A 14,775-nucleotide genomic window follows, 5' to 3' on the forward strand; every position below is an offset into this window, starting at 1 on the left:
AGACTGCACACGAACCTAGCTCGCGGTCACCACGATCGGTGCGGGGACCCCGGTTGTTCTGCGGCGCAGCAGCTGCGCCAGCGGCCCCAACCGGTCGGTCAGCGCCCGAACCTCGGACTTGGTGGCCCACGGCAGGTCGGGCACGGTGACACCGGTCCACTCGCCGAGGGCGTGGCACAACGCGGGCATCAATTGGTTGGCGGCCAACGCATATCCCGCCGCCGACGGGTGGTAGCGGTCCTCGGAGAACATCACTTCGGGGGCCTGCCGGAAGTTCGGCGCCAGCAGATCGGCCAGCGGCACCGGGACTCCGCCCGCGGCCCGCACCGCAGCGGCCTGCACGCGGGCCAGCCGCAGGCCGCGGTTACGGGCCGTCCACCGCAGCGGTTGGGGGATGTCTTTGATGACACCGAAATCCGGGCACGTCCCGACAACGACCACCGCACCGGAGGCGCGCAGGCGCTGCACGGCCGCGCCGAGCCGGCGCGCCGACGGGCTGATGCCGTTGAGGGCGGTGATGTCGTTGGCGCCGATCATGATCACCGCCGCATCGGGTGGCGGGCCGGCCACGAACATCGCGTCGACCTGACCGGACAACCCCTTGGACGTCGCACCCACGATCGCCTTGGTCGACAGCCGGATGAGCTTGCCGGACTCCTCGGCGAGGCCACGGGCGAGCAGCACCCCGGGCACTTCGTCGGCGCTGCGACAGCCGTAGCCCGTGGCCGTCGAGTCGCCGAACACCATCAAATGGAGGTCGAACTCCATCCCGCGTTCCCAGCGCTGGACGGGGCCGCCGCCAGGGGCGTAGATCCCGTCCGCCCGCGGTGGGACGTCCCAGGACTTCGGAATCACATTGCGGACCTGGTCGGCCTGACCGGTGAGCAAACTGCGCGCACCCAGGACGGCGGTACCGGTCGACGCCAGAACCCCCGCCGCTGCCAGCGCGGCCGTTGACTTCCGCGGAGCGCGTATCCCCACGAGCCCAGTTTAGGTGCTGCTCGGGCGTCAATTCGGGGCGCAACAGTGGCCCCGCGATTACAGACAGGTATCAGATCCGGTAAGAAATCAGATCGTTAGTTGTTATAGGTAAGGCAGATGGCAAAGCTAAGTTACCGGGCTTCGCTCGAGTGTCCGGGACACGTATCTACATTGGCGTAGGGAGTGTTGACGATGACCGCACCCAGCAAGGTCCGGGCTTCTGCCCCCCATCATGTTCACGCTGGTAGCGGTCGTCCGCGCCGGTACCCGGTCAGCGATGGCGCGCCGGTCGAGGTCGTCGAGAGCGGCCCGAGTGTCGCCGCGCGGCTGGTCTCGATGGGCACCCGCGCCACCATGTGGCCCACATTGGCGGTGCTCAGCCACGTGCCGCACTGGCCATGGCCCTTCGGTCTGGTCGACTTCGTCGCCCGCGCGCTGCTGCCCACCCCGGGCACGGTTCGGGCCACTGTCGGTTTGCCGAACGCGTCGGCGCAACTGGTCCGGGCGCCCGGCGTCCTGCCTGCCGACGGCAACCGACGCATCGTGCTGTACATGCACGGCGGTGCCTTCCTCACCTGCGGGGTGAATTCGCACAGCCGCATCTCGGTCGCGCTGTCGAAGTTCGCGGACTCGCCGGTGCTGGTGGTCGACTACCGGCTCATCCCCAAGCACACCATCGGCAACGCCGTCGACGACTGCTTCGACGCCTACCAGTGGCTGCGGACCCGCGGCTACGAGCCGGACCAGATCGTGCTGGCCGGCGACTCCGCCGGCGGCTATCTGGCCCTGACTCTGGCGCAGCGGCTGCAGGCTCTCGGTGAGGAGCCTGCCGCCCTGGTGGCCATCTCGCCGCTGCTGCAGCTCGACCACGAGCAGAAGGTGGCCCACCCGAACATGCGCACCGACGCGATGTTCCCGCCCAAGGCGTTCGACGCCCTGGTCGCCCTGGTTGCCCGGGCCGCGGCCAAGAACATTGTCGACGGCGAGCCCGAGGGCGTCTACGAGCCGCTCGACCATATCGAGCCCGGCCTTCCGCGCACGCTGATTCACGTGTCCGGGTCGGAGGTCCTGTTGCACGACGCCCGTCTGGCGGCCCGGCGGCTCGCCGCCGCCGGCGTGCCCACTGAGGTGCGGGTGTGGCCCGGCCAAATCCACGACTTCCAGCTTGCCGCGCCACTCATCCCCGAAGCCAAACGCTCACTGCGTCAGATCGGTGAGTACATCCGCGAAGCAACCGGCTAGCCGCGCGGATTCGCCGCCTGACACGATGTAGGCATGCGAATCGCGTCGCACATCAGCGAGCTGATCGGGCACACTCCACTAGTCCAACTGAACTCCGTCGTGCCGGAAGGCGCGGGCGTGGTCGCGGCCAAGATCGAGTACCTCAATCCTGGCGGCAGCGCCAAGGACCGCATTGCCGTGAAGATGATCGATGCCGCCGAGGCCAGCGGTGAGTTGAAGCCCGGCGGGACGATCGTCGAACCCACCTCCGGCAACACCGGCGTCGGCCTGGCACTGGTCGCGCAGCGACGCGGCTACAAGTGCATCTTCGTCTGTCCCGACAAGGTCAGCGAGGACAAGCGCAATGTGTTGCGCGCCTACGGCGCCGAGGTCGTCGTCTGCCCGACGGCCGTCGCGCCCGACGACCCGGACAGCTACTACAGCGTGTCCAACCGGCTGGTCACCGAGATCGAGGGCGCCTGGAAGCCCGACCAGTACTCAAACCCGATGGGCCCGGCCAGCCACTACGAAACCACCGGCCCGGAGATCTGGGCGGACACCGAGGGCAAGGTCACGCACTTCGTCGCCGGCGTCGGCACCGGCGGAACGATCACCGGCGCCGGGCGCTATCTCAAGGAGGTGTCCGGCGGCAAGGTGAAGGTGATCGGTGCCGACCCGGAGGGCTCGGTGTACTCCGGTGGCACCGGACGGCCCTACCTGGTCGAGGGTGTCGGCGAAGACTTCTGGCCGGCCGCTTACGACCCGGCCGTGCCCGACGAGATCATCGCGGTCTCGGACGCTGATTCGTTCGACATGACCCGACGGCTGGCCCGCGAAGAGGCGCTGCTGGTCGGCGGCTCCTGCGGGATGGCGGTCGTCGCCGCGATCAAGGTGGCACAGGAGGCCGGCCCGGACTCGGTGGTCGTCGTGCTGTTGCCCGACGGCGGCCGCGGGTATCTGTCGAAGATCTTCAACGACGGCTGGATGTCGTCGTACGGATTCCTGCGGACCCGCCTGGACGGGTCGGTGGTCGAGCCGACGGTCGGCGATGTGCTGCGCGGCAAGTCCGGGGCGCTGCCCGACCTGGTGCACACCCATCCGGCGGAGACCGTCCGGGACGCCATCGGCATCCTGCGTGAGTACGGCGTCTCTCAGATGCCGGTCGTCGGCGCCGAACCCCCGGTGATGGCGGGCGAAGTGGCGGGCAGCGTCTCCGAGCGAGAATTGCTGTCCGCGGTGTTCGAGGGCCGCGCCAAGCTCGCCGACGCGGTGGCGGTGCACATGAGCCCCCCGCTGCCTCTCATCGGTGCGGGAGAACTGGTCAGCGCGGCGGCGAAGTCGTTGGGGGAGCGGGACGCATTGATGGTCGTCGAGGAGGGCAAGCCGGTCGGCGTCATCACTCGCCACGATCTGCTCGGCTTCCTGTCCGACGGGCCCCGGCGGCGCTGAAGTAGTTTCTCGGGCAAATTGTTTGGGCGGCGCATTGCGCCCAGATGAAGATTGCGCTTTGTCGCGATACGCAGGTACTTCTCAGGTACATTTAGGCCGCTTTATCCCAGGTGATTACCGTCGAAGTGGAAGGCGCCATGACCGAACAACCGCCAGGCCCCCCGCCGGGGAGCTACCCGTCGCCGCCTCCGGGGAACTATCCGCCGCCACCCGCCGGTAACTATCCGCCGCCGCCACCGCCTCAGGGCGGTTACGCGCCGCCCCCGCCCGGGGCCGCCTTCGGCGGGCCGCCCACGCCCGGTCAGCCGGTTCCCCAACTGCCGCAGAGCGCCTACACGTCGTGGTTCACCCGCGTCGTCGCGTGGCTGATCGACTACATCCCGGCCTACATCATCTTGGGTATCGGCTACGGCGTCGTGATCGCCACCACGGACACCCAATGCGTTACCGACACATCGCAGTACGAGACTGCGGACTACTGCGCGACCGGCACCTCCACCATCGGCACGCTTGCTCTGATCGTCGCAGGCCTGATCGCGATCGCGTTCGTGGTCTGGAACCTCGGCTATCGGCAGGGCACTACCGGGTCGAGCATCGGCAAATCCGTGATGAAGTTCAAGGTGGTCAGCGAAAAGACCGGGCTGCCAATCGGTTTCGGCCTGTCTTTCGTCCGCGAGATCCTGTACCTGGTGGCTTCCTACATCTGCCTCGGCATCGTGTGGTTGATCGCCGTGCTGTTCCCGCTGTGGGACAGCAAGCGTCAGACCTTGGCCGACAAAATCATGACGACCGTCTGCCTCCCCCTGTAGACAAGGACTTTCGATGACGCAACCGCCCCCTCCTCCCGGTAACTACCCGCCCCCTCCTCCCGGTAACTACCCGCCCCCTCCGCCAGGGAACTACCCGCCGCCCCCTCCGCCGGGCAACTATCCGCCTCCGCCGCCGCCCGGCGCCGGCGTGCTGTCGAAGGAGGCGTACACCCCGTGGATCAAACGGGTCGGCGCCTTCATCATCGACGTCCTGCCGATCGCGATCCTGTCCGGAGTCGGGCAGGGCCTGATGGTCGCCACCGGCGAGAACAACTGCACCTCGAGCAGCGTCGACAACAGCTACGGCGTGTACTGCACCTCGCAGCCTTCCACGCTGGGCCTGATCCTGTCGTTCGTGTTCGGGCTGGCCAGCCTGGCGTTCTGGGTGTGGAACTACGGCTACCGCCAGGGCACCACCGGGTCGAGCATCGGCAAGTCGGTGCTGAAGTTCAAGGTGATCAGCGAAAAGACCGGGCAGCCGATCGGTTTCGGATTGTCGATCGTGCGTCAGATCGCCCACTTCGTCGACGCGATCATCTGCTACATCGGCTATCTGTTCCCGTTGTGGGACGCCAAGCGGCAGACGCTCGCCGATAAAATCATGACGACGGTGTGCGTGCCGCTCTGAGCGTTTGAGCCGATAGGCTCGCTCGTGATGAGTGAGCAACGAAGTGCCGCCGACCGGCACCGGGCCCAGGGGTTCGCGACCAGGGCCATCCATGCCGGATACCGTCCCGATCCCGCGACCGGTGCGGTCAACGCGCCGATCTATGCCAGCAGCACCTTCGCGCAGGACGGCGTCGGCGGCCTGCGTGGTGGCTTCGAGTACGCCCGCACGGGCAACCCGACCCGGGCCGCGCTGGAGTCAGTGCTCGCAGCGGTGGAAGACGGCACCTTCGGGCGCGCGTTCAGTTCGGGCATGGCCGCCACCGATTGCGCGCTGCGGGCGGTGTTACGCCCGGGCGATCACGTAGTCATCCCCGACGACGCCTACGGCGGCACCTTCCGGCTGATCGACAAGGTGTTCACCCAGTGGGGGGTTCAACACACGCCCGTGGCGTTGTCCGACCTCGACGCGGTGCGCGCGGCGATCACCGCCACCACCAAACTGATCTGGGTGGAGACACCCACCAATCCGCTGCTGTCGATCGCCGACGTTGCCGCGATCGCCCAGATCGCTGCGTTCGGCGGCCAGAAGGTGTTGGTCGACAACACCTTCGCCTCGCCGGCGCTGCAGCAGCCGCTGAACCTCGGCGCCGACATCGTGCTGCATTCGACGACGAAATACATCGGCGGGCACTCCGATGTGGTCGGGGGCGCGCTGGTCACCAATGACGAGGAACTGGACACCAAGTTCGCGTTTCTGCAGAACGGTGCGGGCGCGGTACCCGGCCCGTTCGACGCGTATCTGACGATGCGCGGTCTGAAGACCCTGGAGCTGCGGATGCAGCGGCACAGCGCGAACGCCGCGAAGGTGGCCGAATTCCTGACTGAGCATGACGCGGTGAGCCAGGTGCTGTATCCGGGCCTGCCCTCGCATCCCGGGCATGAGGTTGCAGCGCGGCAGATGAGGGGATTCGGCGGCATGGTGTCGGTTCGGATGCGCGACGGCATCGAAGCCGCACGCCGGTTGTGTTCGCGCACCGAAGTTTTCATCCTCGCCGAGTCGCTGGGCGGGGTTGAGTCGCTGATCGAACACCCCGGCGCAATGACGCACGCGTCGACCGCCGGATCGCAGCTCGAGGTGCCCGACGACCTGGTTCGCCTTTCGGTCGGAATTGAAGACCCGGCGGATCTGCTCGCCGACCTCGAGCAAGCCCTAAACTAGCGCCGACCGCACCGCGGCGGTGGTCACCGCCAGATTGACTTCCGCCATGTTCGCGTCGTCAACCCATGTGCCGCTGGCGATTTCGCTGGCTCGATCGAAGACCCAGTGCCAGCCGCGGTCGTTCAGGCTCAGTACTGCGCCCAGTGCGCCGACGGTATGGAGCAGCGAGATGATCGTCGCCGTGGCCGGGTCGGGGCGGTTGCCGTCGAACAGGGTGGCCAGTAGAGCGGACCGGGCCCGATCCACCCGCGCCCGGCCGGCCAGCGGCCAGGCATAGGTGTTTCTGCGAAACCTGTTCTGCGACAGGGAAATCTGATGAATCTGGCCGGTGCGTAGCAGCTGGTCGATGACGAGGTCCTCGATCTGCTTGCGCAGCTTTGCGATCGCCGCGCCGGCGGTGATCGGTGCTTGCTGGAGCAGGGCCAGCGCCGGCCGCGCAACAGGATCCAGCGGTGGCGGCCCCATCAACAACACGAGATGGTCGGGCGGGACAGGTTCGCCTGGTATCGCAGGCCGGACGCGGCAGTCGTAGGCGAGGTCCAGCAGCACTGCGGCGGCCAGCAGCCGTTGCAGCCGGGCCTGCTCCACGGCCGGCTGTGCCGCGGCATTGTCGAGCAGCAGCAGAAGAAGGTCTTCGGCGATGCGCGCCACGCGCGAGAAGAGTTACGAGTGGTAGGGCTCGGCGCTGATCAGCGTGACCTTCACGGTCTTGCCGCTCGGCACAGCGTATTCGCGGGTGTCGCCGACCTTGGCGTTGAGCAGCGCGCCGCCCAACGGAGAGTTCGGCGAGTAGACCTCGAGCTTGTCGTGGTCGATGCCTTCCTGGCGGGTGGCGATGAGGAAGGTCTCGGTGTCGGACTCGTCGCCGTCGTAGTAGACCTTGACCACCGAGCCGGGCAGCGCGACGCCGGACTGCTTGGGCGCCTCGCCCACCTTGGCGGTGTTCAGCAGCTCCTGCAGCTGGCGAATGCGGGCCTCCTGCTGGCCCTGCTCTTCGCGCGCGGCGTGGTAGCCGCCGTTCTCGCGCAGGTCGCCCTCTTCGCGACGGTCGTTGATCTCGGCAGCGATGACCGGACGGTTGGCGATCAACTGATCCAGCTCGGTCTTGAGGCGGTCGTACGACTCCTGGGTCAGCCAGGTCACCTGGGTATCGGTCATCTCGCTGCGCTCCTCATTCGTTGGTGACGCGATGTTCGCGTTGCAGTCTGTCGTCGCTGCCGGGAACATGCGGATGGTTCCGCGTGTATTGCCATCGAAGAGCTGCGATCAAACGCGCTAATGAAGCAATACACGGCTCCCAGCAGGAACCGTGTATCGGATTAGTCTACCACCGCGAGGACAGGCAACCTTCATGCTTTCGCAGTTCGCTGTTGGTCGTTCCGTCGCCGGTCAGGGCGCGACGAGGTAGCCGGGAACGTCAGTTCCGCAGCCGTAAATATCGCCGACGAATGGCCGTTTGTATGACTTCACAAATGTGGTGACCTGCACGGTTGCCGCTTGCGACGGAGGCACCAGAATTTCGCGCCTGCCGGTCTCGTCGCCGTCATGAGAACGAACTCGGACAATGCAATGCACGGGCCGGGAAGGGTCCTTTCGGGTCACGCTGATCGTGACCGAGACGGTGTGGTCGTCGGTGACTTGATAGGCCGCGATCGAGCCCTCGACGTCGTTGCCTTCGAACCGCTGGTAAGCGATCAGGGCAAGCACCAGACCGGCGGCCAACACCAGCACACCCAGCGCGAACGCCACCCGGCGCCGGGTGGTCGCCGGCAGGCGGGTACGTCCGTAGCGCTCCTGCAGGAGCGGCGGGGGACTGTCGGTCATGGGTGTCCGTCGGGTCTCTCGTCAGCGGGCTTCGATTACGGGTATCCAGGCCCCGAATGGAACTATTGGACTATAGGGCGTGCTGTCGCTGTTACATCAGCACGTAAGGCCCAGGGAAAGCCCATGACGAGACAGTGAGTACAGGGGAGAAGTGACCGAACTGCGGCTGATGGCTGTGCACGCCCATCCGGACGACGAGTCCAGTAAGGGCGCGGCGACTGTCGCCCGGTACGCCGCCGAAGGGCACCGGGTCATGGTGGTGACTCTGACCGGCGGCGAACGTGGCGACATTCTGAACCCGGCGATGGACCTGCCCGAGGTGCGTGGCCGCATCGCCGACATCCGGCGTGACGAGATGGCCCGCGCCGCCGAGATCCTCGGGGTCGAACACCACTGGCTGGGATTCGAGGACTCCGGGCTGCCGGAGGGCGATCCGCCGCCGCCGCTGCCCGACGGCTGCTTTGCGTTGGTGCCGCTGGAGCAGCCGGTCGGTGAATTGGTGAAGCTGATCCGCGAATTCCGTCCGCACGTGATGACCACCTACGACGAGAACGGTGGCTATCCGCATCCGGATCACATTCGCTGCCACGAGGTTTCAGTGGCCGCTTACGAAGCCGCCGCCGACTACCGGCTGTATCCCGATGCCGGGGAACCCTGGGCAGTCAGCAAGCTCTACTACAACCACGGCTTTCTGCGGGCGCGCCTGCAGCTGCTGCAGGACGAGTTCGCCAAGCACGGCCAGGAAGGCCCGTTCGCCAGCTGGCTGGCCAAGTGGGACCCCGAGATCGACATCTTCGCCGGGCGGGTGACCACCCGGGTGCTGTGCTCGGAGTACTTCAACCAGCGGGACGAGGCCCTCAAGGCGCACGCGACCCAGATCGACCCCGACGGATTCTTCTTCGCGACGCCCATAGAGTGGCAGCAGCGGTTGTGGCCCACCGAGGAGTTCGAACTGGCTCGTTCGCGGGTGCCCGCCAAATTGCCTGAAGACGACCTGTTCACCGGAATCGAGGTCTTCGAGTGAGAGACCTGTTCACCACGGCTGTGTCGGTGCTGGCTGATCCGCCCAAGAACACCGGGCCGGATTTCGGCAAGGCCAGCCCATTCGGCCTGCTGATCGTCGTCATCCTGTTGATCTGCGTCTTCGTCCTGGTGTGGTCGATGAACCGGCATCTCAAGAAGCTGCCCCAGAGTTTCGATGAGCAGCCGGTCGATGGCGAAGCCGTCGGCGCGACGACCACCGACGACACCGCCGGCACCGAGCGCGAGACCACGACACCCCCGCATGAGCCCAGCGGCTAACACCCTCGGCAGCGCGACCAGCCCCTATCTGCGTCAGCATGCCGACAACCCGGTCCACTGGCAGCAGTGGACCCCCGAGGCACTGGCCGAGGCCGCCCGCCGGGATGTGCCGATCTTGCTGTCGGTCGGGTATGCGGCCTGCCACTGGTGCCATGTGATGGCCCACGAATCCTTCGAGTCCGAGGACGTCGCGGCGGTGGCGAATGCACAGTTCGTCTGTATCAAGGTCGACCGCGAGGAGCGGCCGGACCTCGACGCGGTGTACATGAACGCGACGGTGGCGATGACCGGCCAGGGCGGCTGGCCGATGACCTGCTTCCTGACCCCCGACGGCCGGCCGTTCTTCTGCGGCACCTACTACCCGAAGCAGCAGTTCCTGCAGCTGTTGGACGCGGTGTCCGACACCTGGCAGACGCGCCGCGACGAGGTCGAGGAGGCGTCCGATCAGGTGGCGGGGGAGCTGCGGCGAATGACCACCGGCCTGCCCGACGGCGGGCCGGAGATCGAGCCTGCATTGTGCGACCACGCCGTCCTGGTGGTCCTGCGCGACGAGGACGTCGAACGTGGCGGCTTCGGCCGGGCCCCCAAGTTCCCGCCGTCGGCGTTGTTGGAGGCGCTGCTGCGGGCCCATGAGCGCACCGGCTCGCCGCTGCCCCTGGACGCTGTGGTCCGGGCCGGCACCGCGATGGCCCGCGGCGGCATCTACGACCAGCTGGCCGGCGGCTTCGCGCGCTACAGCGTCGACGCCGACTGGGTGGTGCCGCACTTCGAGAAGATGCTCTACGACAACGCCTTACTGCTGCGGGCGTACGCGCACTGGGGCAGGCGCACGGATGACCCGCTGGCCTTCCGGATCGCGGCCGAGACCGCCGGGTTCCTGCTGAACGATCTCGCCGCCGGCGGCATGTTCATCTCTGCGCTGGACGCCGACGCCGCGGGTGTCGAAGGCTCGACGTATGTGTGGACGCTCGCGCAGTTGCGCGAGGTGCTCGGTGACGACGACGGCCCCTGGGCGGCAAGCCTTTTCGCGGTCACCGACGTGGGCACCTTCGAGCACGGGTCGTCGGTGCTGCAGCTGCCCGCCGATCCCGACGACGCCGTACGTTTCGAGCGGGTCCGCGCGTTGCTCCTGGCCTCCCGTTCGACGCGGGTGCAGCCCGCGCGCGACGACAAGATCGTCACCGCATGGAACGGCTTGGCCATCACCGCACTTGCCGAAGCCAGTGTGGCCCTTGATGTTCCACCGTTGCTGACAGCAGCGTCGCGGTGTGCGCGGGCGCTGCTGGACCTGCACATCGTCGACGGCAGGCTGCGGCGGGCGAGCCTCGGCGGAGTGGTGGGCGACAGTGCGGGCATCCTCGAGGATCACGCCGCGCTGGCCACCGGGTTGCTGACGCTCTACCAGCTCACCGGTGAAGCGGCGTGGCTGGCGAGCGCCACCGATGTGCTCGACATCGCGCTGCGACACTTCGCCGATCCGGATCGTCCGGGCCGCTGGTTCGACACCGCGGATGACGCCGAGCGACTGATGGTCCGTCCCGCCGACGCGTTGGACAACGCGACGCCCTCGGGTGCCTCGCTGATCGCCGAGGCGCTGCTGATCGCCGCGCATCTGGCCGACGCCGACGGCGCGGCGCGCTACGGACAGGCCGCCGAGACAACCTTGTCGGCGCATTCGGCGCTCTTGGCCCGTGCGCCGAGGTCGGCCGGTCACTGGCTGGCCGTCGCCGAGGCGGCCGTGCGCGGTCCACTGCAGGTTGCTGTCGCCAGCGACGCACCCGACTCTGAATTGCTTTCCGCAGCAAGGCGATTGGCGCCCGGCGGCACCATCGTCGTCGGCGGTCCAGTCGACTCATCGCCGCTGCTGGCAGGCCGCGACCGGATCGGTGGAAACGACGCTGCCTATGTGTGCCGCGGCCGGACGTGTGACTTGCCGGTGACAGGAGCCAGGGAACTCGCCGACGCGCTGGGTGTGTCCGTGTAGCGTTTGCGGCCATGAGCGATGCCCTCGATCTCGAAGCCCTGGTCAACCGTTACCTGAGCACCGTCGCCGCGGGCAAAGCGGCCGACGTCGCGGCGCTGTACGCGGAGGACGCCACGCTGGAGGATCCGGTCGGCTGCGGCGAAGTCCACATCGGCCGGCAGGCGATCGAGGGCTTTTACAAGAACGTCGAAGGCGCCGAGGTGAAATCGGAGCTGCTGTCGTTCCGCGCCGGTGGTACCGAGGCGGCGTTCATGTTCGCCCTCACGGTCGCGGGCGCCATGCGGATCGAGGTCATCGAGGTGATGGCGTTCAACAGCGACGGCGAGATCACGTCGATGAAGGCCTACTGGGGCCCGGAGAACGTCACTCAGCTCTAACGAGCTAGCTAGAAGACCGCGAACCACATCGCGATGTAGTGGCAAATCGCCGCGACCGCGGTGCAGGCGTGGAAGAACTCGTGGTGCCCGAACATCGTCGGCCACGGGTTGGGCCACTTCAGCGCGTAGAGCACCCCGCCCACGCTGTACAACAACCCGCCGACGACCAGCAGCACCATCGCGGCGATCCCGGCGCCGTTCATGATCGGGACGATGAACCACACCGCCACCCAGCCCAGCAGCAAATAGAGCGGGACGCCTACCCACCGCGGTGCCGACGGCCAGAAGCACTTCAGGAGCACACCGGCCAGCGCGCCGCTCCACACGATCGTCAGCAGGATCGCGCCGCTCTTCTCGGGCAGCGCCAACATGGCGAACGGCGTGTAGCTGCCTGCGATGAAGATGAAGATCATCGAGTGGTCGAGCCGCTTCATCCACTTGCGTGCGCTCGGCGACGTCCAGTTCACCCGGTGATAGGTGCCGCTGACGGTGAACATCGCCACGATCGTCAGCGTGTAGATCAGCGTCGAGATGCCTGCCCTGGTCGATTCCGCCGACCACGACACCGACACCAGGGCAGCACCGGCGATCGCCGCGATGACGGCGGCATAGACGTGAATCCAGCCTCGCAGCCGTGGTTTTCCGAAGAACTCGACAGCGGCGTCGACGACGGCCTCGGGGAAGTCCTCCGCGTCGGACGACGTGGATCGGCGGGGATCGGTGGTGTCGACGCCTGCGGTCATCTCACCTCCATTGCGCCAGGGGCTACTGCCGCTCACAGTAGTCTGGATTGTCGTGGAGATCATTCCCCCGCGCCTCAAGGACCCGGCCTACCGGCTCTATGAGATGCGGCTGCGCCAGGAGCTGGCGCGCTCCAAGTCCCAGCTACCCCGCCATATCGCCGTGCTGTGCGACGGCAACCGACGCTGGGCCCGTGATGCTGGTCACGACGATGTCGCCTACGGCTATCGGATGGGCGCGGCCAAGATCGCCGAAATGCTGCGCTGGTGCGCGGAATCCGGCATCGAGATGGCCACGGTCTACCTGTTGTCCACCGAGAATTTGCAGCGCGATCCGCAGGAATTGTCGGAGCTGATCGAGATCATCACCGACGTCGTGGAGCAGATCTGTGCACCGGCCAACCGCTGGAGTGTGCGGACCGTCGGCGATCTGGAACTGCTCGGCGAGGAGCCGGCGCGACGGCTGCGCGACGCCGTGGACAGCACCGCGCCGCTGGCGTCGACGGCGGCATTCCACGTCAACGTCGCGGTCGGGTACGGCGGTCGGCAGGAGATCGTCGACGCTGTGCGTGCGCTGCTGAGCAAGCAGCTGGCCAACGGCGCGAGCCCGGAACAGCTGATCGAGTCCGTCACAATCGACGGCATCTCGGAGAACCTGTACACCTCGGGGCAGCCCGACCCCGATCTGGTGATCAGGACGTCGGGGGAACAGCGGCTGTCCGGTTTCCTGCTGTGGCAGAGCGCCTATTCGGAGATGTGGTTCACCGAAGCGCACTGGCCGGCGTTCCGTCGGGTGGACTTCCTGCGCGCATTGCGCGCCTACAGCCGCAGACATCGTCGATTCGGTATGTGATGGCCGCGCTGTCAGCAGTGGTGTTCACGCTGAGCTGGTGGCTCGGCCTGTATCTGCTGGCACGTGATCCCCGTAAGCCGGTGCTCGCGCTGGCCGCTGTGGGGCTGTGCGGATTCGCCGCCGTGGTGGCACTGGATGCGGTGCGGGTGGTCAGCGTCGCGCACGCCCAACTGCTCGGTCAGATCGAGATCTACCTTGTCGGGGTGCCCGGGGTGGCCTGGTTCGCCGTCGTCCTGGAGCTGGCCCGGCCGACCGACATGTGGCGCGGCCGCGCCACCGAGTTGAGCCTGGTCGGCGTGGTCGCCGCTCTCACAGTGGTGGGCGCGGTGCTGGCGGGCTCAGTCGAGGGTCCGCTGCGCACCGGCCACTGGGTGATGTTCGCGGTGATCTCGGCCTCGACGCTGGGCGCCACGGTGGCCGCCGTACGCCGGGCCGCGCAGCCCGGCCGGGTCGCCGGTGTGGTGGTGATCGCCACGCTGTTCTTCGCCCTCGGCAACGCGATCCTGGTGATCCCGTTGGGCTTGGTGCCGAGCTGGCTGGCGTTGGCGTCCACCGGTTTTGACGTGTTGCTGCTGGGGTTGGCGGTCGCGTTGTGGGATGCGTTCGACGAAGGGCAGGCCCTGCGGGCCGACATGCTGCGGTCGTTCATCGCCTCGGCGGTGGTGGCGGTGCTGTTCGGTGGGCAGGCGCTGATCGGGATGGCGGTCACCGGCGCCGACGGGCCTGGCCGTACCGCGCTGACCGCGCTGCTGTTCACCAGCCTCGCGGTCGCCATCGCCATCAACGTGCTGGCCGACCCGCTGGCCGGGCTGCTGGACCGGTTGGCCTTCTCGCGGTCGCCGCGCCTACGCGCCGACCGCGCCGCCCTGCGCGGGGCGGAAGCCGCGCTGCCGCTGGTCGCCGAGAACCCGTTGGACGCCCTCGATGACGAGGCCTTCGCGCGGCTGACCCGTCGCGCCCTGGGCCACTACGGCGATCTGTCCAAACTCGTCGCCAGCCCGCTGACGCAGCTGCCCGTCATCGACCAGCGACTGGCTGCCCGCGGAGCGGCCGACCAGCCGGTGGAGCGTGCCAACGAACTCAAGGCGCTGTTGGCCGATCACATCGCCCGGCTCAAGCCCCGCGGCGGCGGCGAGTTCGGCACGACAGAGCACTGGCGCTACTACAACTCGCTGTACTTCCCGTACGTCGTCGGGGTGCGCGCATACGCCCAGAACGCCACCGCCGCCGGCCTGGACCCGGTGGCCCGGCAGGCGTGGCAGTGGTTCGTCACCGAGGTGCCGCAGCGTTCGCTGCACAACTGGCAGAACGCCGCGGCGCGGTTGATCGCCACAGACCTGCGCGCCCGGATGGCCGTCTCGCAGCCCTGAGCTGCAGCTGGCAGTAGATGGCAGCGTCCGGCGTCGA

Annotated in this window: 16 protein-coding genes; 11 read left to right on the forward strand and 5 right to left on the reverse strand. The window is 67.5% G+C overall.

Going from position 1 to position 14,775, the window contains the following annotated elements; translation table 11 throughout:
- Nucleotides 1–15 precede the first annotated feature (15 nt).
- The gene (locus Y900_RS18170; protein WP_036343637.1) at nucleotides 16–981 is read right to left on the reverse strand and encodes an SGNH/GDSL hydrolase family protein; all 966 of its coding nucleotides are present in this window, start codon (nucleotides 979–981) and stop codon (nucleotides 16–18) included.
- Between the two features lie 192 nt (nucleotides 982–1,173).
- On the opposite strand from Y900_RS18170, the gene Y900_RS18175 reads away from it, so the two are divergent.
- From Y900_RS18175 to Y900_RS18195, 5 genes are all read left to right on the forward strand, one after another.
- The gene (locus Y900_RS18175) at nucleotides 1,174–2,223 is read left to right on the forward strand and encodes an alpha/beta hydrolase (protein WP_036343638.1); all 1,050 of its coding nucleotides are present in this window, start codon (nucleotides 1,174–1,176) and stop codon (nucleotides 2,221–2,223) included.
- Between the two features lie 33 nt (nucleotides 2,224–2,256).
- Nucleotides 2,257–3,651 carry a cystathionine beta-synthase gene (locus Y900_RS18180; protein ID WP_036343640.1) on the forward strand — a complete coding sequence of 465 codons (1,395 nt, stop codon included), beginning with the start codon at nucleotides 2,257–2,259 and terminating at the stop codon, nucleotides 3,649–3,651.
- A gap of 137 nt (nucleotides 3,652–3,788) precedes the next feature.
- A complete protein-coding gene (locus Y900_RS18185) occupies nucleotides 3,789–4,460 on the forward strand; it encodes an Rv1078 family RDD domain-containing protein (protein WP_036347178.1) in 672 nt (223 codons plus the stop codon).
- Between the two features lie 13 nt (nucleotides 4,461–4,473).
- Nucleotides 4,474–5,088 (forward strand): Rv1078 family RDD domain-containing protein, encoded by a 615-nt coding sequence (locus tag Y900_RS18190; protein WP_036343641.1) that lies wholly within the window; start codon nucleotides 4,474–4,476, stop codon nucleotides 5,086–5,088.
- A gap of 27 nt (nucleotides 5,089–5,115) precedes the next feature.
- Entirely contained in the window at nucleotides 5,116–6,288 is a 1,173-nt protein-coding gene (locus tag Y900_RS18195) for a cystathionine gamma-synthase (protein WP_036343643.1), read from the forward strand.
- Here the strand turns inward: Y900_RS18195 and Y900_RS18200 are convergent.
- The 3 genes from Y900_RS18200 to Y900_RS18210 form a co-directional block, all read right to left on the reverse strand.
- Nucleotides 6,280–6,939 carry a GOLPH3/VPS74 family protein gene (locus tag Y900_RS18200; protein ID WP_036343645.1) on the reverse strand — a complete coding sequence of 220 codons (660 nt, stop codon included), beginning with the start codon at nucleotides 6,937–6,939 and terminating at the stop codon, nucleotides 6,280–6,282. The two genes, Y900_RS18195 and Y900_RS18200, sit on opposite strands and share 9 nt — an antisense overlap.
- Nucleotides 6,940–6,951: 12 nt before the next feature.
- Entirely contained in the window at nucleotides 6,952–7,446 is a 495-nt protein-coding gene (greA, locus tag Y900_RS18205) for a transcription elongation factor GreA (RefSeq protein ID WP_036347180.1), read from the reverse strand.
- 231 nt (nucleotides 7,447–7,677) lie between these two features.
- The gene (locus Y900_RS18210; protein ID WP_036343646.1) at nucleotides 7,678–8,112 is read right to left on the reverse strand and encodes a DUF4307 domain-containing protein; all 435 of its coding nucleotides are present in this window, start codon (nucleotides 8,110–8,112) and stop codon (nucleotides 7,678–7,680) included.
- A gap of 151 nt (nucleotides 8,113–8,263) precedes the next feature.
- Between Y900_RS18210 and mca the strand changes: the two genes are divergently transcribed.
- The 4 genes from mca to Y900_RS18230 are packed head-to-tail and all read left to right on the forward strand — an operon-like array spanning nucleotide 8,264 to nucleotide 11,775.
- Nucleotides 8,264–9,136: a mycothiol conjugate amidase Mca gene (gene mca, locus Y900_RS18215; RefSeq protein WP_036343647.1), complete on the forward strand. Its 873-nt coding sequence runs from the start codon at nucleotides 8,264–8,266 to the stop codon at nucleotides 9,134–9,136.
- Nucleotides 9,133–9,414, forward strand: a complete 282-nt coding sequence (locus Y900_RS18220) for a hypothetical protein (RefSeq protein ID WP_051660141.1) — start codon at nucleotides 9,133–9,135, stop codon at nucleotides 9,412–9,414. Before mca ends, Y900_RS18220 begins: the two co-directional genes overlap by 4 nt.
- Nucleotides 9,398–11,398 carry a thioredoxin domain-containing protein gene (locus Y900_RS18225; protein ID WP_036343649.1) on the forward strand — a complete coding sequence of 667 codons (2,001 nt, stop codon included), beginning with the start codon at nucleotides 9,398–9,400 and terminating at the stop codon, nucleotides 11,396–11,398. Before Y900_RS18220 ends, Y900_RS18225 begins: the two co-directional genes overlap by 17 nt.
- 11 nt (nucleotides 11,399–11,409) lie before the next feature.
- On the forward strand, nucleotides 11,410–11,775 hold the full coding sequence (locus Y900_RS18230) for a nuclear transport factor 2 family protein (protein WP_036343651.1): 366 nt from the start codon (nucleotides 11,410–11,412) through the stop codon (nucleotides 11,773–11,775).
- Between the two features lie 8 nt (nucleotides 11,776–11,783).
- On the opposite strand, the gene trhA is transcribed toward Y900_RS18230, so the two are convergent.
- Entirely contained in the window at nucleotides 11,784–12,518 is a 735-nt protein-coding gene (gene trhA, locus Y900_RS18235; protein WP_036343652.1) for a PAQR family membrane homeostasis protein TrhA, read from the reverse strand.
- Between the two features lie 52 nt (nucleotides 12,519–12,570).
- Here trhA and Y900_RS18240 point away from each other — a divergent pair, with 52 nt between their 5' ends.
- Both Y900_RS18240 and Y900_RS18245 read left to right on the forward strand, forming a co-directional pair.
- Nucleotides 12,571–13,368, forward strand: a complete 798-nt coding sequence (locus tag Y900_RS18240; protein WP_036343654.1) for a (2Z,6E)-farnesyl diphosphate synthase — start codon at nucleotides 12,571–12,573, stop codon at nucleotides 13,366–13,368.
- Complete coding sequence (locus Y900_RS18245) at nucleotides 13,368–14,738, forward strand: hypothetical protein (protein ID WP_036343656.1); 1,371 nt, start codon at nucleotides 13,368–13,370, stop codon at nucleotides 14,736–14,738. The genes Y900_RS18240 and Y900_RS18245 overlap by 1 nt, the downstream gene beginning before the upstream one ends.
- Nucleotides 14,739–14,775 lie beyond the last annotated feature (37 nt).

Source organism: Mycolicibacterium aromaticivorans JS19b1 = JCM 16368, from assembly GCF_000559085.1.
GTDB classification, from domain to species: Bacteria; Actinomycetota; Actinomycetes; order Mycobacteriales; family Mycobacteriaceae; genus Mycobacterium; species Mycobacterium aromaticivorans.